The organism is Massilia sp. CMS3.1 (assembly GCF_051262535.1).
Lineage (GTDB): Bacteria > Pseudomonadota > Gammaproteobacteria > Burkholderiales > Burkholderiaceae_D > Telluria.
Genome location: NZ_JBIMES010000002.1, coordinates 113,523 through 134,723, shown reverse-complemented (window position 1 = coordinate 134,723; position 21,201 = coordinate 113,523). Strand labels below are relative to the sequence as shown.

Here is a 21,201-nt window from a genome sequence, read left to right as displayed (position 1 = left end):
TATTCCAGTGTTTAGCGTATCACGCATGGCCAAGAAAGAGCACGTGTCCGAGACACCCGCCACCAGCTTCCTGCGCAAGCATGCGGTCGTTTTTTCCGAACACCCCTACGCTTACGAGGAACATGGCGGCACCGCGGTGTCGTCAAGCGCCCTCGGCGTACCCGAACATGCCGTCGTCAAGACCTTGGTGATGCAGGACGAGGCGGCGCGTCCGCTGATCGTGCTGATGCACGGCGACTGCAAGGTCTCGACCAAGAACCTGGCGCGCGCGATCGGCTGCAAGTCGGTCGAGCCGTGCAAACCCGAGGTGGCCCAGCGCCACTCGGGCTATCTGATTGGCGGCACATCCCCCTTCGGCACGCGCAAGGCGATGCCGGTCTACGTCGAGGAAAGCATCCTCGCGCTGGAGAAGATCTACATCAACGGCGGCCGGCGCGGCTACCTGGTCGGCATTGCCCCGGGCGTGCTGGCCGATGTGCTGGGCGCCAAACCGGTGCAGTGCGCGCTGGCGGACTGACTATCGCCGAGGTGCGGGCTGGTGTATATTCACGAGCCCGCCAGAGGGACATCACAGAGAGACAATCATTCATGAACACCCTGATTTTTACCGTCGCAGCCTATCTGATCGGCTCGATTTCGTTTGCCGTCGTGATGAGCCGCCTGTTCGGCCTGTCCGACCCGCGCACCTATGGTTCGAAGAACCCGGGCGCGACCAACGTCCTGCGCAGTGGCAACAAGAAAGCTGCGATCGCGACCCTGGTCGGCGACGGCTTCAAGGGCTGGCTGGCGGTCTGGCTGGCGATCAGGATCGGCCCTCAATACGGCATCGACGACGCCGGCATCGCCCTCGTCGCGATTGCCGTCTTCCTGGGCCACCTGTGGCCGATCTTCTTCCGCTTCGTGGGCGGCAAGGGCGTCGCCACGGCGCTGGGCGTGCTGCTCGGCCTGAACGTCTGGCTCGGCCTGGCAACCCTGGTCACCTGGCTGGTGGTCGCGTATGCCTTCCGCTACTCGTCGCTGGCGGCCCTGATCGCCGCCGTGTTCGCACCGTTTTATTACGGCCTGCTGTTCGGCGTGAACGAGATCCTGTTCGCCGTCGTCGCCATGAGCTCGCTGCTGCTGTGGCGCCACAGCGCCAACATCGGCAACCTCATCGCCGGCAAGGAATCGCGCATCGGCAGCAAAGCGGCCGGCACCAACAAGAAGTAATTGATTCCCTCACAAGCACCCCCATATCCTGCCAAAGCCGACGCATCCCTGCGTCGGCATCCCCATCAGGAAGGCGGTAAAACGTGAGCAAGCAATTGAGGATTGATTTCGTGTCGGACGTGTCGTGCCCCTGGTGCGCGATCGGCCTCAAGGCACTCGAGCAGGCATTGGAGCGCGTCGCCCCCGACATCAGCGCCGAACTGCACTTCCAGCCCTTCGAGCTCAATCCCGCCATGGGGCCGGAAGGCCAGGACATCGTCGAGCACATCACCGAAAAATACGGCTCGACGCTCGAGCAGCAGATCGCGTCGCGCGAGATGATCCGCCAGCGCGGCGAAGACGTCGGCTTTTCCTTCGACATGGCGCGCCGCGGCCGCATCTACAACACCTTCGACGCACACCGCCTGCTGCACTGGGCCGATTCGCAGGGCCGCCAGCACGCATTGAAGCTGGCCCTGTTGGAAGCCTATTTCACCCACTGCGAAGACCCGAGCTCACGCGAGCTGCTGGTGCGCGTGGCCGGCCAGGTGGGTCTGGACACCGCCGAAGCGACGCGCATCCTGGAGACGGGCGAGTACGCCGACGAAGTGCGCGAGAGCGAACTGTTCTTCCAGCGCGCCGGCATCCGTTCGGTGCCCGCAGTCGTCATCAACCAGCGCCATTTGATCTCGGGCGGCCAGCCTGTCGACGTGTTCGAACGCGCGCTGCGCGAGATTGCGGCGCAGTCGGATGCTCCTTTGATGTGATGCGCCGCGACCGTTCACGCGTGGGTTGAACGCGTGGACGGCTCCATGTTGGTAAGCCCGCGTCTCAGGCGCCCGGCGTCAAGTCCAGCACCACCGGCTGGTGATCCGACGCCGCCGTCTCCGACAGCACCTCCACCGACGCGATGCGCGGCGCCAGGTCTTCGGTTAGGAAAAAATAATCGTAGCAATCGGGCTTATCGGGCCATGGGTAGCCATGCAGCCCGGTGGTCGGCGCACGCGCGTGTCCCGGGTGCTGAGTGGCCCAGGCGTCGACCAATGCCGGCGCGCCATCCACGCCGGGCGCGAGCAGCGCCTGGTAGTCGTCGTCGCCCGGCGCCATATTGAAGTCGCCGCAGTAGATGGCCGAAGCGGGCCGCTCGCCGAGTTGAAACGGCGCGTCCATGTCCGGATGCGCCGCGAAGATGCGGGCGCGCGCGCAGGTCTCCGCGTGCAGTTCGCGCAGGCGCCGCACCTGCGCCAGCCTTTGCTGCGGCGAATAGTATTCGAGGTGGGTCGTGACGAGGCGCAGTTTCGCTCCCGGCGTATCGAGCACGACTTCGGTCGCGCCGCGCGGCATGCCGGGGCGATTGCCCGGGTCGGCCGGCCAGGGCAGCATGTGGCGCTGGGCCTGGGTGATGCGGTATTTCGAGAGGACCAGGTTGCCGAACAGGCGGGGGACGTTGTTGCGGTAGATTTCACTGGGCGCGTGCTCGATCGCATGAAAACCGCCGAAGGCGCCCGCCAGCTGCTTGAACTGGTTGGCGGTGGCGCTGCCCTCGAGTTCGGGGTGGTTGGCGGCGACTTCCTGGAGGCAGATGATGTCCGGATTAAGCTTGCGCAGCACATCGATGATCGCGTGGATACGGATGCGCCCGTCTTTCCCACATCCCCAGTGAATGTTCCAACTTACAACGCGCATGTAGGACCTCCCAAAACTGAACCGCCAGAGTTTGCCACCGTTTGGGGCAGGGCGGTCACACGGTAGGATCGATGTCGGCGTTGCAAGTTCAGGGAAATCAAGCCGCTTCGAGCTCGTCGAGCGGCCAGCGCGGACGCACATTGAAGCCGTAATCGCGCGTCGCCAGCGCAGGATTGCGCTCCAGGCGCAGGGCGCCGGCAAAGGCAATCATCGCGCCGTTATCGGTGCAGAACTCGAGCTCGGGATAGAAGACGCGGAACTTGCGCTTGTCGGCCGCGCTATTTAACGAGGCGCGCAACTGCGCATTCGCGCCGACGCCGCCGGCGATCACCAGGCGCTTCAAGCCCGTGTGGCGCAGCGCATTCACGCACTTCGCGGTCAGCACGTCGACGATCGCATCGACGAAGCCGCGCGCGATGTTCGCCTTGTCCTGCTCGCAGATGTTGGCGATGACCTTCTCTTCGTGGTTCTTCACCACCGTCAGCACGGCGGTCTTCAGCCCCGAGAAGCTGAAATTAAAATCTTTCGAATGCAGCATCGGGCGCGGCAGCGTGTAGGCGGCTGGATCGCCGAATTCGGCCAGGCGCGAAATCGCCGGCCCACCCGGATAGCCCAGGCCGAGCAGCTTGGCCGATTTATCGAAGGCTTCGCCGGCCGCGTCGTCCAGGGTTTCGCCGAGCAGCGTATAGCGTCCGACGCCGTCCACGCGCATCAGCTGCGTGTGGCCGCCCGAGACCAGCAGGGCGATGAAGGGGAAGGCCGGACGATCCGCCGCCAACAAGGGCGACAGCAGGTGCCCCTCGAGGTGGTGCACGCCGAGCACCGGTTTGTCGAGCGCCAGCGCCAGGCTGCAGGCGACCGAGGAACCCACCAGCAGCGCACCGGCCAGGCCGGGCCCCTGCGTATAGGCGATGGCGTCGATGTCGCCTTTGGCGATGCCGGCATCCTTCAGGGTTTGTTCGAGCAGGGGCAGGGCGCGCCGGATATGGTCGCGCGAGGCCAGTTCCGGCACCACGCCGCCGTACTCTTCGTGCATGGCGACCTGCGAATGCAGGGCATGGGACAGCAGCCCGCGCTCGGTATCGTACAGAGCCAGGCCGGTTTCATCGCAAGAGGATTCGACGCCGAGAACAATCATGGAAATGCCGGAAGGGGGAAGCGGAAAGTGGCATTGTAAAGCACATGCGGGGCGGGTGCCGGGCAGGCCCCGCCCATGGCAATTCGATTACGGACGCGCCAACAACTCCTTGTGCGCATTCCTCAGCATCGTCACCGTATCGTCCCACCCGATGCAGCCGTCGGTCACCGAACAGCCATACTTCAACTGGGTCAGGTCGCTCGGGATCGGCTGGTTCCCGGCCACGATGTTCGACTCGATCATCACGCCCACCAGCGACCCGTTGCCGTGCTTGATCTGCTGGATCACGTCCGACATGACCAACGGCTGCAGCTCCGGCTTCTTGTAGCTGTTCGCATGCGAGCAGTCGACCACCAGGTTCGCCGGCAGCCCGGCTTTCTTGAGGGCCTGCTCGGCGATCGTGACCGACACCGAATCGTAGTTCGGCCGGTCGCCGCCGCCGCGCAGCACGACGTGGCCGTAGCCATTGCCGCGGGTGCGCACGATCGAGACTGCGCCCTTGCCGTTGATACCGAGGAAGGCATGCGGATTGGCCGAGGACAGCACCGCATTGATCGCGATGCTCACGTCGCCGTCGGTGCCGTTCTTGAAGCCGACCGGCGTCGACAGGCCCGAGGACATCTCGCGGTGCGTCTGCGATTCGGTGGTGCGCGCGCCGATCGCGGTCCAGGCAATCAGGTCGCCCAGGTACTGCGGCGAAATCGGGTCCAGCGCCTCGGTGGCGGTCGGCAAGCCGAGTTCGCACACATCGATCAGGAACTGGCGCGCGCGCTCCATGCCGACGTCGACCTGAAACGAGTCGTCCATGAACGGATCGTTGATATAGCCCTTCCAGCCGGTGGTGGTGCGCGGCTTCTCAAAATACACGCGCATCACCAGCAGCATCGTCTCGGCCACTTCGTCCTGCAAGGCCTTGAGGCGGCGCGCATAGTCCAGGCCCGCTTCCGGATCGTGGATCGAGCAGGGGCCGACGACGACGAACAGGCGATCGTCCTTGCGGTCGAGGATGTCGCACAGTGCGGCACGGCTGCTCATGACGGTGGAGGCAGCGCGCTCGGAGAGCGGCAGCTTGGCGTGCAGCTCGGTCGGGGTCGGCATGCGCCCGAACGAGGTAACGTTGGTATTTTCGATATCTGGAGTGATCAGCATGGTGCGGGTCCGTTGGACAGGTCGGATCGACGAGTGTAGCGCCAAAAATGCTTATGTGCAGCAAACGCTGCAAAAGCGGCGCAAACGCATGAGGGTGTAAGCTGGCGCCATGGATACCCACACGCATACCGACCCATTCCCCGCCGCCCGCTTCATCAAGGAGATCGGACGTGGCGTCAAAGGCGCGCGCAGCATGTCGCGCGAAGACGCTGCCGCCCTGTACGGCGCCATATTGGATGGCCGTGTCTCCGACCTGGAACTGGGCGCCATCCTGCTTGCCATGCGCATCAAGGGCGAGTCGGTGGACGAACTGGCCGGCTTCATGGACGCCGCGGAAAGCGCGTTCGCGCCATTGCCGGCGCCACCCGGCGAATTTGCCCCGGTCCTCGTGCCCAGCTATAACGGCGCGCGCAAGCTCGCCAACCTGACGCCGCTGCTGGCGCTGCTGCTCGCGCGCGAAGGCGTGCCGACGCTGGTGCATGGCGTGCGGGATGATCCGGGCCGCGTCACCACGGCCGAGATCCTGGCCGAGCTGGGGCTGGCCGAAGCATCCACCAGCGCGGCCGTGCACGATGCCTTCGTCGCCGGCCGGCCGGCCTTCATGCCGATCGAGACGCTGGCGCCGAGCCTGGCCCACATGCTTTCCTTGCGCCGCATCCTCGGCGTACGCAACTCGACGCACACCCTGGTTAAAATCCTGCAGCCCTTCGAGGGCGCGGCGCTTCGCCTGGTGTCCTACACCCACCCGGAATACCTGCAGGCGCTGGGCGAATACTTCATGACCGCAGCAAGGCCTGAACGCGGCGACGCTTTCCTGATGCGCGGCACCGAAGGGGAAACGGTAGCGAACCCGCATCGCGCCCAGCAGATCGACTGGTTCCATGGCGGGCAGCGCACGGTGCTGGTCGAGCGCGATGCGCCCGCCGACACGCTGGCCGAGGTGCCCGAGGCGCGCGATGCGGCGGCCACCGCCGCCTGGATCGCCGCTGCGCTGCGCGGCGAAGTACCGGTGCCGCCCTCGATCACGGCGCAGGTCGCCGCCTGCGTGCGCGCATCAAGGGCTTTGCGATCGTAGGCAATCGATCTTTTTGCGCCGGGACTTGCATACAGCCTGATCCAGGGCAAAGGCAAGGGGGGCGTTTTCTTTCAATATGGAAAAACGATTCCGCAAGGCAATTCTATTGCTTTCCAACCGCACTGACGCGTTCGGTCTCGTTATCATCCGGCTCGACTAGCCGGTCCTCCAAAAATTGAAGGATGACAATCATGAACAAGAACTCCCACCTGACCTCGAACGTTTTCCGCTTGGCCGTCCTGGCACTGGCAATCGCCGGTTCCGGCAGCGCCATGGCCGCCGACGCAGTCGCCAACTCGTCGAGCACCGTCATCGCGGCGATCGACATCGCCAAGACGACCGACCTGGCCTTCGGCAGCTTCGCCGCCACCGCCGCCGCTGGTACGGTAACGGTTACCCCGGGTAGCACCCGTACCGCGACGGGCGTGACCGCGGTTGGCAGCACGGCCACCGCAGCCCAGTTCGACGTCACCGGCCAGTCCGGCATGGGTTACTCGATCAGCGTCGTGGCGACTCCACTGACTTCCGGCACGGACTCGATGACCTTCACGCCGATCAGCGACTTGAGCGCCAGCGGGATTACCTCGGGCACCGTGACGATCGGTTCGCTGACCGGCGGCGCCCAGAGCATCTTTGTCGGCGGTGTACTGAGCGTCGCCGCCAACCAGGCGGCCGGCACCTACAACGGCACCGTCACCGCATCGGTCGACTACAACTAAGGGCAGGGTAGCGGCGTCGTCCGTCTTCCATCATGTTGGTACGCCGTTACCGTGTCATCCGGGTCGCGGGCATCGCCACGCTGGCGCTGCCCGCCGTTCCCGCACCGGCTGCGCACGCCCAGCAGATCAACCTGAGCAATACCCGGGGCCTCGACTTCGGCCGCTTCGTGGCCGGCGGCGGCGGCACGGTGATTCTCCACCCCACCGGCCTGCGTTCGCGCACCGGCGCCGTGGTCCTGCTCAATTCCCCAGCCCTCGGCCAGGCCGGCTTCAATGTCAACCGCGTCGATGACAGCGGAACCATGGTCAACATCAGCTTGCCGCCGAATGGCAGCATCAGGCTCACCAGCGGCACCAACAGCATGGCCGTCAACAATTTCGTCAGCACGCCCGCGTCGACGATGTCGATCCAGGCCCCGACCACGCTGGCGGTCGGCGCGACCCTCACCGTGGCGCCGAACCAGGCGCCCGGTAACTATTCCGGCACGTTTTTCGTGACCGTCAACTACCAGTAACCCCCAGCCATCGCCAGCGCCATGTCGGCGTAGTGAAAGGACTCCATCATGTTGTTCTCCTCCTCCGCATCCTTTTTCCCCGCACGCCAGGTGCTGCGTGCCCTCGCTGCCTGCCTGCTGCTGGCGCCGTTCCTGCCCGCGCGCGCGGAGCTGATGCTGCATCCGACCCGGATCGTGTTCGACAAGAACGCCCGCGCCGCGCAGATCGAGTTGATCAATACCGGCAGCAGGCCGGCCAGCTACCGCATTTCGCTGGTCAACCGCCGCATGAGCGAGGCCGGCCAGTTCGAGACCGCCGACAAGGCGCAGGACGGCGAATGGTTCGCCGACGAGATGCTGCGCTATTCACCGCGCCAGGTCACCCTCAAGCCCGGGACGGCCCAGACGGTCCGTGTGATGCTGCGCAAACCGGCTGAGCTGGCCGCCGGCGAGTACCGCTCGCACCTGCAGTTCGACAAGTTGCCCGACGTCGAGGGCAGCGCCAGCATCGAGAGCCAGGGCGCGGGCGGCACCCAGATCGGCGTGGTGCTCAATGCCTTGGTCGGTGCATCGGTTCCCGTCATCGTGCGCCACGGCGCCACCGACGCCAGCGTCACCCTGGCCGGGCTGACGCTGCAAAAGGATGACGCCAGGCGTCCACAGCTCGCGCTGGAGTTCGGACGCGAGGGCGGCAGCTCGGTGTATGGCGATGTCAGCGTCACCTTTACGCCGAAGGATGGCAAGACCCACAACCTGGCCCAGGTCGGCGGCATTGCCGTGTACACCCCGAACCGCGTGCGCAAGGCAACGCTGCCGCTGCAAGTCCCGGCCGGCGTGGCGCTGTCCGGGGGGAGGCTTGCAGTGAGCTACCGTGAGCGGCTTGACGCCGGCGGCAAGCTGCTCGCGCAAGCCAGCCTGAACCTTCCTTGAGGGGGCCGTAGGCGGGTCAACCGCATCCACGATCCATGCGGTCATATCGAACGGGCATTGTTCTCGCAGCGCTGGTGCTGCTGCCGGCAGCGCTGCCGCTCCAGCCGGCCGCGGCGGCCGCGTCCGTGCAGAAAAACGAAGCGAACCTGGTCCTGCTCGAGGTGCGTCTCGGCACCCAGGTACTCTCCGATGCCGTCACAGGTTACGAGCTCGGGCGCGACGTTTACTTACCGCTGGGGGAAATGGCCCGCCTGCTGACGCTGGCCATCCGCGTAACGCCCGGCGAGGGCCGCGCCAGCGGCTACATCCTGACCGAAGAACGCAATTTCAGCCTCGACGTGCAGGAACGGGCAGTCGACATCGCCGGCTTGCGCGAAGCGTTCGACCCGTCGCAGGTCAGGGTGGAGGGGGACGACATCTACGTCGCCAGCCGGCTGCTGGCGCGCTGGTTGCCGGTCGACCTCGACCTCGACATGTCCAGCCTGGCCCTGACGGTGCGCCCGCGCGAACAATTGCCGCTGCAGGCACGCCTGGCGCGGCGCGAACGCGGCAGCCTGCCGGGCACGCCGGCGGCTATATCGATCCCGGCTATCCGCGCCTGGCCACGCCCTACCGCCTGGCCGACCTGCCCTTCATCGACCAGACGCTCGGGTTTGCGTTTGACAAGCGCAGCGGCCGGCGCCAATCGGAGGCGTTCTATACCGGTTACCTGACCACCGATTTGCTCGGCATGGAAGCGGCGCTCTACGCCAGCGGCAACCGGCACGATCCGTCGTCCGGGATGCGCCTGACGCTGGGGCGCCATGACCCGGACGGCGCTCTGCTGGGGCCGCTCCATGCGCGCACCGCGCTGTTCGGCAGCGTGCCGCTGCCCGGCGTGGCGAACATCTCGAGCAGCAGCCCGACCGGGAACGGCGTCGCGCTCAGCAACCGTCCGCTCGACCAGCCGACCAGTTTTGACCGCCACACCTTGCAGGGCGACTTGCCGCCCGGCTGGGATGTCGAGCTGTACTACAACGACGCGCTGGTCGGCGTCCAGCAGTCGGGACCCAATGGCAAGTACAGCTTTCCCGACCAGGCGCTGGCCTATGGCCCGAACGAATTCCGGCTGGTGTTCCATGGGCCGCTGGGACAATCGCGCGTCGAGCGCCAGTCCTTCCTGCTGGAACAGTCTGCGCTGCCGCGCGGCGCGCTGTTCTACGACCTTGCCGTGCACCGCGACCAGGCCGGGCGTGAGCGGGCGCTGGCCCAGTTCGAATGGGGCATGAGCGAACACATCAACGTCACCGCCGGCTGGCAGCGCCTGCCGTTGTTCGATGCCGTGCGCAGCTATGCCAACCTGGGCCTGCGCAGCTACTGGCGTAACTTCATCCTGACCGCTGACGCACTAAGGGCCGATGACGGTGGGAACCTGGCCCAGCTGGGCGTCAAGACGCGCATCGGGAATGTCGCACTGTCGGCCAGCCGCGCCCGCCTGGACGGCTTCACCAGCGAACTCTTCACGCCCAGCAGCGACCCGGTGCGCACCCGCGACGAGGTACGTGCCGAAGGTGTGCTCGCGCTTGGAAGCGCCGGCTTCTTTCCGCTGTCGCTCCAGTGGAGGCGCGATCTACTTGCTTCGGGAATCGAGAATCGTGAAGTCCAGGGGCGCCTGGCAGCCTACCGCGACGGCATTGCAGTGAGCCATGCCCTGCGCTGGCAATCGCTGGGCGACACCGGGCGCGCCGACGGTTTACTGCAAGTGAGCCGCAGGGTCGCCGGCATTGGCCTGACCGGCCAGCTGCAATACACGCTGGCGCCGAATGCCGCCTTGGGCAGCGCGGCCGTCTCGGGTGACTGGTATCTGCGTGATGGCTATCTGTTGAACCTGGGCCTGGCGCGCATGTTCCAGGACCGCGAACTGCGCGCAACCGGGTCGCTGAACAAGAGCCTGGGCAGTTATGGCCTGGGGGTCAGCGGCTTTTATTCGAGCCGCCACGAGTACGGCGTCGGCGTGCAGTTGTTCATGGCGATGGGCCTGGAGCCACGCGGCAGGCGCCTCTTGCGGGAGGCCCAGCCGATGGCGGGCATGGGCGCGGCCTCGCTGCGCGTGTTCCTCGACAAGAACCTGAACGGCGCGCTGGACGAAGGCGAGGAGGGGATCGCAGGAGCGGGTTTCACCGTCAACGGTGCCCACTATGGCGTGCGTACGGACGCGAGCGGCGTGGCCTGGCTGGGGCGCCTGCCGGCCAGCCAGCACACCGACATCGGGCTCGACCCGAACACGCTCGAAGACCCGCAGTGGCAGTCGAGGCTGGCCGGCGTGCGTATCGTGCCGCGCCCGGGCAAGGTCAGCCAGGTCGATTTCGCGGTCAGCGTCACCGGCGAGGTCGACGGCACAACTTGGCTGCTCGGCAAAAACGCGCGGCGCCCGATGGGCGACCTGCAACTCGAGCTGGTCGACGCCGCGCACAAGGTGGTCAGCACCATCACCAGCGCCGCCGACGGCTATTACGTCATGACCGGCATCTTTCCCGGCGAATATTTGCTGCGCATCGCCCCCAGCCAGTTGAAGCGTCTCGGCCTGCAGGACACAGGCATGCACATCATCACGATCGGACGCGATGGCGACGTGCTCAACGGCCGCGACCTCGACGTGCGCACCCCGGATGGCGCTTGAGGCGTGTCGCTTTTTCGTGTCGCCTCGCGCCGACCGATTTGCCCTCGCGCCGCCGCAGCCTGCGCGCGAACGTTTACAATGGCGGGTTTGAATCTGGCGGCAGCAGCTCATGGCAAAACAATTCGATGTAGCGGTAATCGGCGCAGGCGCGGCCGGAATGATGTGCGCGGCGATCGCCGGCGCACGCGGCAAGCGCGTGGTGCTGATCGACCACGCGGAAAAGCTGGCCGAGAAGATCCGCATCTCGGGCGGCGGACGCTGCAATTTCACCAACATCAACGCGGGACCGGCAAACTTCCTGTCCGAGAACCCGCACTTTTGCAAGAGCGCGCTGTCGCGCTACACGGCGCAGGATTTTCTTGCGCTGGTGAAAAAGCACCGTATCGGTTACCACGAAAAACACCGCGGCCAGCTGTTCTGCAACGACTCGAGCGAGCAGATCATCGCCATGCTGAAGGCCGAATGCAGCGCGGTCGATGTCAACTGGCGCATGCCCTGCAAGGTGCATGGCGTGACGAAAGAGCTTGATGGCTACCTCATCGACACCGACCACGGCGATATCACGGCCGACAGCGTCGTGATCGCCACTGGCGGCCTGTCGATCCCGAAAATCGGCGCGACCGACCTGGGTTACCGCATTGCCACCCAATTCGGCCTGCCGCTGATCGAGACGCGTCCGGGCCTGGTGCCGCTGACCTTCGATGGCCCGAGCTGGGAAGCGTTCGCACCGCTGGCCGGCATCGCCCTCGAAGTCGAGGTCTCGACCGGTTCCGGCAAGGGCAAGAACGCACAGCGTGGCCTGTTCCGCGAAGATTTATTGTTCACCCACCGCGGCCTGTCCGGCCCGGCGATCCTGCAGATTTCCAGCTACTGGGAACCAGGCACGCCGATCGTGGTGAACCTGCTGCCCGAAATGGATGTGGCCGAAGAGCTGATCGGCGCGAAGACGACGGTGAAAAAGCAGCTCGGCAACGTGCTGACGCAATGGCTGCCGACGCGCCTGGTCGAAGGCCTGCTGCTGGCCAACGGACTGGCCCCTGATGCGCGCCTGGCCGACATGCCCGACGCCAAGCTGCGCAAACTCGGCGACGCCATCAACCGCTGGGCCATCGTCCCGACCGGCTCCGAAGGCTACCGCAAGGCCGAGGTGACGTTGGGTGGCGTCGACACACGCGCCTTGTCGCAGCAGACGATGATGGCCAAAGACGTGCCCGGCCTGTACTTCATCGGCGAAGCCGTCGACGTCACCGGCTGGCTCGGCGGCTACAACTTCCAGTGGGCCTGGGCATCAGGTTACGTCGCAGGGCAGAGCGTCTGAAGTTTTTAGCTCGCAAAGGCACTGCGGCTTCGCCCGTAGGGCGTGGGCACTCGTGCCCACGCGGATTATGCGCACCACAAACGGCCCAGCTGCAGCTCCCGAAACCTAGGCATAACCCTGTATCAAATTCATCACACCAGCGTAAACTCTTCCACTGCTTGTCAAAAGCTGCTAGAATTTCGTTCTTCCTAAATCCAACGGTTTCATTTTACATGACCACTATCCGCCTTAAAGAAAACGAGCCGTTCGAAGTCGCAATGCGTCGCTTCAAGCGCACCATCGAAAAAACTGGTCTGCTGACCGAACTGCGCGCACGCGAGTTCTACGAAAAGCCAACTGCAGAGCGTAAGCGCAAGCTTGCCGCTGCCGTGAAGCGCCACTACAAGCGCATCCGCAGCCAGCAACTGCCGAAGAAACTGTACTAAGACTGTCCAGCCGGGCTTGAACCGGTGACAGAGCAAAAGGCTCGTCCCGGCAGCCGCTAGGAAGTCCTGTGAACCCGCCCTGGTTGTTACCCCGGCGGGTTTTGTTGTTTGTATCCATCGAATCGGAGAAGCCATGAGCCTGAAAGAACAAATCACCAATGACATGAAGGCGGCGATGCGCGCCAAGGAAGCCGGCAAGCTGAACACGATCCGCCTGATCATCGCCGACATCAAACGCAAGGAAGTCGACGAGCAGATCGAATTGAACGATGACCAGACCGTCGCCATCATCGAAAAGATGATCAAGCAGCGCAAGGACTCGATCAGCCAGTTCGAAGCCGGCAACCGCCAGGATCTGGCCGACATCGAAAAGGCCGAGCTGGCCGTGCTGGTCACCTACATGCCGGCTGGTCTGTCGGACGAGGAAATCGCTCTGGAGGTCGCCGCAGCCGTGACGGCCTCCGGCGCCGCTGGTCCGCAGGACATGGGCAAGGTGATGGCGATTGTGAAGCCGAAGCTGGCCGGCCGTGCCGACATGACCGTCGTCTCGACCCTGGTCAAGAAAGCGCTGTCCGGCGCCTGACGCAACACAAGCGGGTTGGACTCGCCCGGACTTGTTGTAAATCAATTTACCGCGAGCGCCGCGGTATAGCCTGACCTTAGACAAACACGGTGTAAACCTCCCACGTGATTCCGCAATCCTTCATTACCGATTTGCTCAACCGCGTCGACATCGTCGATGTGGTTGGGCGCTACGTCCAGCTGAAAAAGGGCGGCGCCAATTACATGGGGCTGTGTCCTTTCCACAGCGAAAAATCTCCCAGCTTCACCGTCAGTCCCACCAAACAGTTTTATCACTGCTTCGGTTGCGGCGCCCATGGCACCTCGATCGGTTTCCTGATCGAATACTCGGGCATGGGCTTCGTCGATGCCGTCAAGGACCTGGCCCAGAACGTGGGCATGGTCGTGCCCGAAGCCGACGACAAGATCCCGCCGCTGCAGCGCGCCGCCCAGCAGGCCCAATCGCAATCGATGACGGAGGCGCTCAGCCAGGCCTGCGACTACTACCGCGCCCAGCTCAAGACTGCCCCGAACGCCATCAGCTACCTCAAAAACCGCGGCCTGACCGGTGAAGTCGCCGCCCGCTTCGGCATGGGCTACGCCCCATCCGGCTGGGACAACCTGCGCACGGTGTTCCCCGATTACGACGCGCTGGCGCTGGTCGAATCCGGTCTCGTCATCGACAAGGTCGACGAGGACGGCAGCAACAAGAAGCGCTACGACCGTTTCCGCGAACGCATCATGTTCCCGATCCGGAATACCAAAGGGCAAGTCATCGGCTTCGGTGGACGCGTGCTCGACAGTGGTGAACCGAAATACCTGAACTCCCCGGAAACCCCGCTGTTCCAGAAGGGCCTGGAACTGTACGGCCTGTTCGAGGCGCGCCAGGCGATCCGCGACGCCGGCTACGTGCTGGTGACGGAAGGCTATATGGACGTCGTCGCGCTGGCCCAGCTCGGCTTCCCGCAAGCCGTGGCCACGCTCGGCACCGCCTGCACCAGTACCCACGTGCAAAAGCTGCTGCGCCAGACCGATAACGTCATCTTCAGTTTCGACGGCGACAAGGCCGGCCGCCGCGCCGCGCGGCGCGCGTTGGAAGCGTGTTTGCCGCAAGTGTCCGACAACAAGACCATCCAGTTCCTGTTCCTGCCGCAAGACCACGACCCCGACAGCTTCGTGCGCGAATTCGGCGGCGACGCCTTCGCCCAGGAAATCAACGACGCGATGCCGCTGTCGCAATTCCTGCTGCGCGAAGTGACGGGCGAACACGATTTATCCACGCCGGAAGGGCGCGCCGCCACCCAGTACGACGCCAAGCCGCTGCTGCAAGCGATGACGCCATCCTCGCTGCGCCTGCAGATCGTGCGCGGCCTGGCCAGCATCACGGAGTCAAGCCCGGGCGAGATCGAAAGCCTGTTCGAGTTGTCGAAGCCGGTATCGGTCGCGCGCAAGGCGCCGCCGCGCCAGGGGCGCCCGGAACCGGTCGGCCTCGAGCTGCAGATCGTGCGCATCCTGGTGGCGCATCCGGCGCTGTCGCTGAACTTCGACGAGGCGGCCCTGCAAGCCTTCGATTTTTTCGGGCAAGAGTCCGCGGACGCCTTGCGCTACCTGATCGGTGTTGCCCAGGCGCTCGGCGAATATGGCAACTTTGCGGCGCTGTCCGAGCAGCTCAAAGAGGGCGGCAGCGACTACGACCGCATCATCGCCGAGATCGCCTCCGAGCCGGAATCCGACCCCGATGCCGACCGCGTCTGGCTGCTCAGCGCTGTGCGGCAAATCAAGAAAGATGCGCTGAAACAGGAGTTGAACCAGTTGTTTTCCAAGGGCCTGACCCCAGATCAGGTGAGCGCGCGCTATCGCGAAATCACAGCACAGCAGCAGCTCCTGGAGGCCGAAGACGCTGCCGCGTTCACCATCCGATGAGCCTGTGTCAAAAAGCCAATAAGTGGTCTTTGTGCAACTTGGAAAAAGAGGGGTGCGTGCTATAATAAAACGCTAACTATTGCAACCATTGAAACGACTTTCGTGTCAAAAGGGGCGTGGAGTTTCAGTTAGCGCAGCAGTGTTGTACGCTGTTTGAAGCGTGATGTAAGGTAACAAAACTTTATCTTTAACCATCGTAAAGTTAGTCGTTGTGACATCGAAAGCGCCTGTGCCAACCAAGAAACCCGAACCCAAAGTGGCTGCCAAACCCACCAGAGCGTCTGCTTCGGCAGACAATGCACAAGACAAGGCCGATGTTCGCACAGCGGGCTCTGCCCCTGTCGTCAGTCAGACGACCGATGCCGCCACCTTGGCCGCCATCGACACGTCGGGCTACGTGCTGCCATCCGTGAAAGTTCCGGGGCGCCGCGGTCGCAAGCCAAAAGAATTCACGCCCGAAAATGAAGAAGTCGCCGCGCTCAACGCCGTCGAACGCGCCGAACTGAAAGCCGTCGACAAGGCCAAGGCCAAGGACCGCAAGGCGAAGGAAAAAGCCTTGCTGAAAGACGCGTTCGCATCCGACACGGAAGCGAGCGAAGAAGAGATCGAGATCCGGCGCCAGAAACTCAAGGCGCTGATCAAGAACGGCAAGGAACGCGGTTTCCTGACCTACGCGGAAATCAACGACCACCTGCCCGACAACATCGTCGATCCGGAAGCCATCGAAGGCATCATCGGCACCTTCAACGACATGGGCATTGCCGTGTACGAACACGCGCCCGATGCCGAATCCTTGCTGCTGTCCGATAACGTTGCCACCGTCACCAGCGACGACGAAGCCGAGGCCGCCGCCGAAGCGGCGCTCTCGACCGTCGACTCCGACTTCGGCCGCACCACCGACCCGGTCCGCATGTACATGCGCGAAATGGGTTCGGTCGAGCTGCTGACGCGCGAAGGCGAAATCGAAATCGCCAAACGCATCGAAGACGGCCTGCGCGACATGATCCAGGCCATCTCTGCCTGCCCGGTCACGATCGCCGAAATCATCTCCGCCGCCCAGCGCATCAACGCCGACGAAATCAAGATCGACGAAATCGTCGACGGCCTGGTGGACGCCGAAGGCGTGGAAGAAACGCCGCCAGTGGCCGTGGTCCCTGCCGGCGACGAAGACGACGAAGACGACGAAGCCGAGGATGAAGAAGTCGGCGAGGAAGAAGAAGCCGCCGCCACCCCAGGCGCGGCCGGCTTTTCCGCTGAGCAGCTCGAAGCGCTGAAGCAGTCCGCACTGGCAAAGTTCAGCACCATCGAGCAGCAATTCGACAAGATGCGCAAGGCCTACGAGAAGGATGGTTACAACTCGAAAGCCTACGTCAAGGCGCAGGAATCCATTTCCGACGAGCTGCTCGGCATCCGTTTCACGGCCAAAGTCGTCGAAAAGCTGTGCGACACCCTGCGCGGCCAGGTCGACGAAGTGCGCCACATCGAAAAGCAGATCCTCGACGTCGCCGTGAACCGCTGCGGCATGCCGCGCGCCCACTTCATCAAGGTCTTCCCGGGCAACGAAACGAACCTGGAATGGGTCGACGGTGAAGTCAACGCCGGCCACGCCTACAGCGCCATCCTCGGCCGCAACATCCCGACGATCAAGGAACTGCAGCAACGCCTGATCGACCTGCAAGCGCGCGTCGTGCTGCCGCTGCCGGACCTGCGCAACATCAACCGCCAGATGGCGGCCGGTGAAATGAAGGCCCGCAAAGCCAAGCGCGAGATGACCGAGGCCAACCTGCGTCTCGTGATCTCGATCGCCAAAAAGTACACGAACCGCGGCCTGCAATTCCTCGACCTGATCCAGGAGGGCAACATCGGCTTGATGAAGGCCGTGGACAAGTTCGAATACCGCCGCGGCTACAAATTCTCGACCTATGCGACGTGGTGGATCCGCCAGGCCATCACCCGCTCGATCGCCGACCAGGCGCGCACCATCCGTATTCCGGTGCACATGATCGAGACCATCAACAAGATGAACCGCATCTCGCGCCAGATCCTGCAAGAGACGGGTGCCGAGCCGGATCCGGCCACCCTCGCGATCAAGATGGAAATGCCGGAAGACAAAATCCGGAAGATCATGAAGATCGCGAAAGAGCCGATCTCGATGGAAACGCCGATCGGCGACGACGACGATTCGCATCTGGGCGACTTCATCGAGGACAACAACACGCTGGCCCCGTCGGATGCGGCGCTGCACGCCTCGATGCGCGGCGTGGTCAAGGATGTGCTGGACTCGCTGACCCCACGCGAAGCGAAGGTGCTGCGCATGCGCTTCGGCATCGAGATGTCCACGGACCACACGCTGGAAGAGGTCGGCAAGCAATTCGACGTCACCCGCGAGCGCATCCGCCAGATCGAAGCGAAGGCCCTGCGCAAGCTGCGTCACCCGTCGCGCTCGGACAAGCTGAAGAGCTTCCTGGAAGGCAGCAACTGATCTTTTCAGCTTAAAGCTTGACGGCGCTACAGTAAAAGCAATATCCTCTCGCCACTTCGTTCGGGACACCGCAGCGCGGTGGCGAGATTCTTCTTCCCATCTGTAACGAGTTTGGGCCTCTAGCTCATGCCTGGTTAGAGCAGCGGACTCATAATCCGTTGGTGCCGTGTTCGACTCACGGGAGGCCTACCAATATTTTCATTGCAATCAAGGGGTTACGGTGTTCCGTCGCCCCTTTTTTGTTCGGCCTGCAAATGGCAGCGTGACGTTGCACGAGAAAATTCTACATGCGAACCCTGGTGCGGATCTCCTTGCCGATCACTTATGCGATGACAAGTTTCACATTCACGCGCCCGTCATGAAGAAGGCATACCGTCTGTAGTTCGTGCCCGATTTGGTGCGCGAAGATCGGCAACTGAGCCGTTAGGTTGCCTTTCCCACGAGGCTCGCCAGACACCGCCCGTACTACCTGACGTGCCAACCTATTCGTGAACTTCACTTTATGAGGTATGCCATGTTCTTGTTCTCCCATTCCGATAAGCCTGCTGTCCGTGCACACCTGAGTGCGCAAACTGCGTTCCTGAACGACATGTCGAAATCGTTGTCGCGCTCGTTTCAGGAGATGTGCCAACTCAACATCCAGCTAGGTCAGACGTTGCTGGAAGAAGGCACTATCGTTGGCCAACAATTGCTGACGGCAAATCGCCCGGCCGATCTGATTTCGATGACCGCCGCACGTGCGCAACCTGCGTCTGAAAAGCTGCGCGCTTACCAGCAACACCTCTCGCGGGTCGCTGCGGATTCGCAGGTTGAATTTTCCAAGGTCACCGAACAACATGTCCAGCAAACGTCTCGTACCGCGCGCGCACTGGCCGAACAGGTGGCAAACTCGGCTACAGAAGAAACCGATCGAACTGTCCGTCAGCACGAAGAATCGCTGAAGAGCTTCCGCGATCCGTTCGACCATAACAATGCGCAGCGCGGCAATGGACGCGCGCATCAAGGGAGCATGCAAGCTTCTCACGGAGACTCAGGCGGCAACATGCAAATGAACGCAGAGCGCGAGCAGAGCTCATTGAAAGACGATCCACAGGGCACGCACGCTTCGCAAGTTTCGCAGCAGGCGAAACCCGTCAGGTCGTCCTGATAATGTAGTCCGCAAGTCAGACGCCGGTTCGTCATGGAGCGAGAGGGGCAGAACGTAAGCGGCCGCTCTCGCTGGTTCCAGGCTCGGTACAGCGGCTCTTGCTCTGATTTGATTGTGAGGGCGCTGATCCAATCAGTTGGCAGCGCTCCGCCGCCGGCACTGGGGCTAGCGGCCGCTTACGCATTCTTCCGCAGCCACGAGTGCACCAATCTCGAACAGCGGTAGTAGACAGGCTGTGAGTTCACGGATCGAGAAAGAAAATTTTTGATAAGCGTGAACTCTCTCGCGCCTCAGCCTCCCGCCTCCTCAATCACCCCCGCCCCCACAAACCCATCAATCTCTCCATCGCTGTACCCATACTCCCGCAACAACTCCCGCGTATGCTCCCCCAGCATCGGCGCCGGCCGGTCAATCCGCGTCGCCGTCTTCGAAAAATGAATCGGACACCCAAGCGCCTTGGTAGCCCCAGCCTGCTGATGCACCAGGTCCACCACCATACCCCGCGCCAGCGTTTGCGGATGCGTCAGCGCCTCGCCGATCGTGTGCACCGGCCCCACCGGTACGCCCGCTGCGTCGAGAATTGTGATCCACTCCGCCTTGCTGCGCTGTGCCACGATCTCGCTCATCATCGCTACCAGCACCTCGCGGTGTTCCAGGCGCAGCGAATTGGTCGTGAAGCGTGGATCCTCGCGCCATGCCGGCTGCCCCAGCGCCACCGCGATCCGCTCCCAGTTGCCCTGGTTGGCGCCGCCGATGTTGATCCAGCCGTCGCTGGCCTGGAAGGCCTGGTAGGGGGCAGTGAGCAAATGGGCGGAGCCGGTCGGACCGGGCGACTCTCCCGTCGCAAAATAGATGGCCGCCTGCCAGTAGGTCTGCTGCAGGGCCGCCTCGATCAGGGACGTGTCGACCACCTGGCCTTCGCCGGTCTTGAGCTTGTGGACATAGGCGGCCGTGATGCCGGCCATCGCGAGGATGCCGGCGTTGGTGTCGGCAATCGAGTTGCCGGTTTTGACCGGAGGTCCGCCCGGCTCGCCGGTGATCGACATCAGTCCGGAAAATCCTTGTGCGATCAGGTCGAAGCCGGGCTTGTCGGCGTCGGGACCATCGCGCCCGTAACCGGAAACGGCGCAGTAGATCAGGCCCGGGTTCACCTGGCTCAGTACGTCGTAGCCAAGGCCCAGTTTTTCGAGGGTGCCGCGGCGGTAGTTTTCGGTCAGGACGTCGGCGTCCTTCACCATGCGCAGCAGGATGTCGCGGCCCTGTGCATGCTTCAGGTTCAGCGCAATGCCGCGCTTGTTCCGGTTCAGGATCATGAAGGGCGCCGATACGCCATTCACGCGCGGCTCGCGGTAGGCGCGCGCATCGTCGCCGCCCGGCAGCTTCTCGACCTTGATGACGTCGGCACCCATATCGGCCAGCATCATGCCGCAGGTCGGTCCCGCCATGATCTGCGCCAGTTCGAGCACGCGCATGCCGGCCAGCGGGCCGGTGTGTTTTGGCTTGTCCATCACGTTCCCGTCCACTGGGGGCGCTGTTTGTCGAGGAAGGCGTTGACGCCGACGTGGAAGTCGGCGCTGCCGTAGGCGGCGCGGATCAGGTCTTCGCCGTCCGGCAGGCCTGCATTGGTGATACGCCGGATCGCTTCCTTCGACACCCGCATCGTCACCAAGGCATGACCGGCGAGCCGTTTGCACATGCTGGCGATTTCCCCATCCAGCGCGTCGGGCTCTGCCACCTTCGTGACGAAACCGCAGGCCAGCCCCTCGGCCGCGCTGATCGTCTCGGCCAGCAGCAGCAGGCGTTTTGCCGTCGGCACGCCGACCGCGGCGACGAGGCGGGCCGTGTTCGTCATCGACAGGCAGTTGCCGAGCGTGCGGGCGATCGGCACGCCGAACGAGGCGCTTGGCGTGGCGATCCGGAAGTCGCAGGCAGCGCTGATCGCAAGACCCCCGCCGATCGCCCAGCCTTCGACGATCGCGATGGTCGGCATCGGCAAACGCTCGATCTGGCCCACGCGCTCGTCGATGGCTTTTTCGTAGGCCACGCCGTCGTCTCCGCCCGGGTCTCCGCTTCGAAATGTGCTGAACTGTTCGATGTCGGTGCCGGCGACAAACGCTTCGCCGCCGGCGCCGCGAATCGTCGCCACCCGGATCGATGGGTCGGCCGCGATGCGGGTGCAGATCGCGCCGAGTTCTTCATACATCGCCCAGGTCATCGCGTTGCGCGCCTGCGGCCGGTCGATCAGGATGGCTGCCACGCCGTCCTCGATCGTCAGGTGTACTGTGCCATTCTGCTCGCTCATGATGG

General features: G+C 63.8%; 20 protein-coding genes and 1 tRNA gene. 16 read left to right on the top strand and 5 right to left on the bottom strand.

Annotation, left to right across the window (positions count from 1 at the left end):
* The first annotated feature begins 25 nt into the window (after nucleotides 1-25).
* The 3 genes from ACHAC9_RS04240 to ACHAC9_RS04230 all read left to right on the top strand — a co-directional run bounded on the left by ACHAC9_RS04240 (nucleotide 26) and on the right by ACHAC9_RS04230 (nucleotide 1,955).
* Complete coding sequence (locus ACHAC9_RS04240) at nucleotides 26-517, top strand: aminoacyl-tRNA deacylase (protein ID WP_435757466.1); 492 nt, start codon at nucleotides 26-28, stop codon at nucleotides 515-517.
* A 71-nt stretch (nucleotides 518-588) separates the two neighbouring features.
* A complete protein-coding gene (gene plsY / locus ACHAC9_RS04235) occupies nucleotides 589-1,209 on the top strand; it encodes a glycerol-3-phosphate 1-O-acyltransferase PlsY (RefSeq protein WP_435757464.1) in 621 nt (206 codons plus the stop codon).
* 83 nt (nucleotides 1,210-1,292) lie between these two features.
* Nucleotides 1,293-1,955 (top strand): DsbA family oxidoreductase, encoded by a 663-nt coding sequence (locus ACHAC9_RS04230; protein ID WP_435757462.1) that lies wholly within the window; start codon nucleotides 1,293-1,295, stop codon nucleotides 1,953-1,955.
* Nucleotides 1,956-2,019: 64 nt separating this feature from the next.
* Here ACHAC9_RS04230 and ACHAC9_RS04225 read toward each other — a convergent pair whose 3' ends face one another.
* The 3 genes from ACHAC9_RS04225 to ACHAC9_RS04215 all read right to left on the bottom strand — a co-directional run bounded on the left by ACHAC9_RS04225 (nucleotide 2,020) and on the right by ACHAC9_RS04215 (nucleotide 5,161).
* Nucleotides 2,020-2,874: an endonuclease/exonuclease/phosphatase family protein gene (locus tag ACHAC9_RS04225; protein ID WP_435757460.1), complete on the bottom strand. Its 855-nt coding sequence runs from the start codon at nucleotides 2,872-2,874 to the stop codon at nucleotides 2,020-2,022.
* A 97-nt stretch (nucleotides 2,875-2,971) separates the two neighbouring features.
* Nucleotides 2,972-4,012, bottom strand: a complete 1,041-nt coding sequence (gene tsaD / locus ACHAC9_RS04220) for a tRNA (adenosine(37)-N6)-threonylcarbamoyltransferase complex transferase subunit TsaD (RefSeq protein WP_435757458.1) — start codon at nucleotides 4,010-4,012, stop codon at nucleotides 2,972-2,974.
* Nucleotides 4,013-4,099: 87 nt separating this feature from the next.
* Complete coding sequence (locus ACHAC9_RS04215) at nucleotides 4,100-5,161, bottom strand: 3-deoxy-7-phosphoheptulonate synthase (RefSeq protein ID WP_435757456.1); 1,062 nt, start codon at nucleotides 5,159-5,161, stop codon at nucleotides 4,100-4,102.
* A 109-nt stretch (nucleotides 5,162-5,270) separates the two neighbouring features.
* Here ACHAC9_RS04215 and ybiB point away from each other — a divergent pair, with 109 nt between their 5' ends.
* From ybiB to ACHAC9_RS04150, 13 genes are all read left to right on the top strand, one after another.
* Nucleotides 5,271-6,236: a DNA-binding protein YbiB gene (gene ybiB, locus ACHAC9_RS04210; RefSeq protein WP_435757455.1), complete on the top strand. Its 966-nt coding sequence runs from the start codon at nucleotides 5,271-5,273 to the stop codon at nucleotides 6,234-6,236.
* 191 nt (nucleotides 6,237-6,427) lie between these two features.
* A complete protein-coding gene (locus ACHAC9_RS04205; RefSeq protein WP_435757453.1) occupies nucleotides 6,428-6,955 on the top strand; it encodes a DUF4402 domain-containing protein in 528 nt (175 codons plus the stop codon).
* A gap of 32 nt (nucleotides 6,956-6,987) precedes the next feature.
* Complete coding sequence (locus ACHAC9_RS04200; RefSeq protein ID WP_435757451.1) at nucleotides 6,988-7,470, top strand: DUF4402 domain-containing protein; 483 nt, start codon at nucleotides 6,988-6,990, stop codon at nucleotides 7,468-7,470.
* A 48-nt stretch (nucleotides 7,471-7,518) separates the two neighbouring features.
* Nucleotides 7,519-8,379, top strand: coding sequence for a fimbrial biogenesis chaperone (locus ACHAC9_RS04195; protein ID WP_435757449.1), 861 nt, complete (start codon nucleotides 7,519-7,521; stop codon nucleotides 8,377-8,379).
* Nucleotides 8,380-8,414: 35 nt separating this feature from the next.
* The gene (locus ACHAC9_RS04190; protein WP_435757447.1) at nucleotides 8,415-9,092 is read left to right on the top strand and encodes a hypothetical protein; all 678 of its coding nucleotides are present in this window, start codon (nucleotides 8,415-8,417) and stop codon (nucleotides 9,090-9,092) included.
* Between the two features lie 8 nt (nucleotides 9,093-9,100).
* Complete coding sequence (locus tag ACHAC9_RS04185) at nucleotides 9,101-11,038, top strand: MSCRAMM family protein (RefSeq protein WP_435757445.1); 1,938 nt, start codon at nucleotides 9,101-9,103, stop codon at nucleotides 11,036-11,038.
* Nucleotides 11,039-11,147: 109 nt separating this feature from the next.
* On the top strand, nucleotides 11,148-12,356 hold the full coding sequence (locus ACHAC9_RS04180) for an NAD(P)/FAD-dependent oxidoreductase (RefSeq protein WP_435757443.1): 1,209 nt from the start codon (nucleotides 11,148-11,150) through the stop codon (nucleotides 12,354-12,356).
* Between the two features lie 212 nt (nucleotides 12,357-12,568).
* Complete coding sequence (rpsU, locus tag ACHAC9_RS04175; protein WP_005665410.1) at nucleotides 12,569-12,781, top strand: 30S ribosomal protein S21; 213 nt, start codon at nucleotides 12,569-12,571, stop codon at nucleotides 12,779-12,781.
* A gap of 133 nt (nucleotides 12,782-12,914) precedes the next feature.
* Nucleotides 12,915-13,364, top strand: coding sequence for a GatB/YqeY domain-containing protein (locus tag ACHAC9_RS04170; protein ID WP_435757440.1), 450 nt, complete (start codon nucleotides 12,915-12,917; stop codon nucleotides 13,362-13,364).
* Nucleotides 13,365-13,468: 104 nt separating this feature from the next.
* Nucleotides 13,469-15,265 (top strand): DNA primase, encoded by a 1,797-nt coding sequence (gene dnaG / locus ACHAC9_RS04165; protein WP_435757438.1) that lies wholly within the window; start codon nucleotides 13,469-13,471, stop codon nucleotides 15,263-15,265.
* A gap of 229 nt (nucleotides 15,266-15,494) precedes the next feature.
* Nucleotides 15,495-17,747, top strand: coding sequence for an RNA polymerase sigma factor RpoD (rpoD, locus tag ACHAC9_RS04160; RefSeq protein ID WP_435757437.1), 2,253 nt, complete (start codon nucleotides 15,495-15,497; stop codon nucleotides 17,745-17,747).
* A 113-nt stretch (nucleotides 17,748-17,860) separates the two neighbouring features.
* A tRNA-Ile gene (locus ACHAC9_RS04155) sits at nucleotides 17,861-17,939 on the top strand.
* Between the two features lie 322 nt (nucleotides 17,940-18,261).
* Nucleotides 18,262-18,894, top strand: coding sequence for a phasin family protein (locus tag ACHAC9_RS04150; protein ID WP_435757435.1), 633 nt, complete (start codon nucleotides 18,262-18,264; stop codon nucleotides 18,892-18,894).
* Between the two features lie 290 nt (nucleotides 18,895-19,184).
* Here ACHAC9_RS04150 and ACHAC9_RS04145 read toward each other — a convergent pair whose 3' ends face one another.
* Nucleotides 19,185-20,402, bottom strand: a complete 1,218-nt coding sequence (locus ACHAC9_RS04145) for a CaiB/BaiF CoA transferase family protein (RefSeq protein ID WP_435757433.1) — start codon at nucleotides 20,400-20,402, stop codon at nucleotides 19,185-19,187.
* Complete coding sequence (locus ACHAC9_RS04140; protein WP_435757431.1) at nucleotides 20,402-21,196, bottom strand: enoyl-CoA hydratase/isomerase family protein; 795 nt, start codon at nucleotides 21,194-21,196, stop codon at nucleotides 20,402-20,404. Before ACHAC9_RS04140 ends, ACHAC9_RS04145 begins: the two co-directional genes overlap by 1 nt.
* Nucleotides 21,197-21,201 lie beyond the last annotated feature (5 nt).

Excerpts from the sequence above, each read along its gene's own strand:
- ACHAC9_RS04190 (WP_435757447.1), top strand. The coding sequence starts at position 8,415 with ATGCGGTCATATCGAACGGGCATTGTTCTCGCAGCGCTGGTGCTGCTG.
- ACHAC9_RS04195 (WP_435757449.1), top strand. The coding sequence starts at position 7,519 with ATGTTGTTCTCCTCCTCCGCATCCTTTTTCCCCGCACGCCAGGTGCTG.
- ACHAC9_RS04200 (WP_435757451.1), top strand. The coding sequence starts at position 6,988 with ATGTTGGTACGCCGTTACCGTGTCATCCGGGTCGCGGGCATCGCCACG.
- ACHAC9_RS04225 (WP_435757460.1), bottom strand. The coding sequence starts at position 2,874 with ATGCGCGTTGTAAGTTGGAACATTCACTGGGGATGTGGGAAAGACGGG.
- ACHAC9_RS04170 (WP_435757440.1), top strand. The coding sequence starts at position 12,915 with ATGAGCCTGAAAGAACAAATCACCAATGACATGAAGGCGGCGATGCGC.
- ACHAC9_RS04140 (WP_435757431.1), bottom strand. The coding sequence starts at position 21,196 with ATGAGCGAGCAGAATGGCACAGTACACCTGACGATCGAGGACGGCGTG.
- ACHAC9_RS04205 (WP_435757453.1), top strand. The coding sequence starts at position 6,428 with ATGAACAAGAACTCCCACCTGACCTCGAACGTTTTCCGCTTGGCCGTC.
- ACHAC9_RS04150 (WP_435757435.1), top strand. The coding sequence starts at position 18,262 with ATGTTCTTGTTCTCCCATTCCGATAAGCCTGCTGTCCGTGCACACCTG.
- tsaD (WP_435757458.1), bottom strand. The coding sequence starts at position 4,012 with ATGATTGTTCTCGGCGTCGAATCCTCTTGCGATGAAACCGGCCTGGCT.
- ybiB (WP_435757455.1), top strand. The coding sequence starts at position 5,271 with ATGGATACCCACACGCATACCGACCCATTCCCCGCCGCCCGCTTCATC.
- ACHAC9_RS04240 (WP_435757466.1), top strand. The coding sequence starts at position 26 with ATGGCCAAGAAAGAGCACGTGTCCGAGACACCCGCCACCAGCTTCCTG.
- ACHAC9_RS04180 (WP_435757443.1), top strand. The coding sequence starts at position 11,148 with ATGGCAAAACAATTCGATGTAGCGGTAATCGGCGCAGGCGCGGCCGGA.
- ACHAC9_RS04145 (WP_435757433.1), bottom strand. The coding sequence starts at position 20,402 with ATGGACAAGCCAAAACACACCGGCCCGCTGGCCGGCATGCGCGTGCTC.
- ACHAC9_RS04215 (WP_435757456.1), bottom strand. The coding sequence starts at position 5,161 with ATGCTGATCACTCCAGATATCGAAAATACCAACGTTACCTCGTTCGGG.
- plsY (WP_435757464.1), top strand. The coding sequence starts at position 589 with ATGAACACCCTGATTTTTACCGTCGCAGCCTATCTGATCGGCTCGATT.
- rpsU (WP_005665410.1), top strand. The coding sequence starts at position 12,569 with ATGACCACTATCCGCCTTAAAGAAAACGAGCCGTTCGAAGTCGCAATG.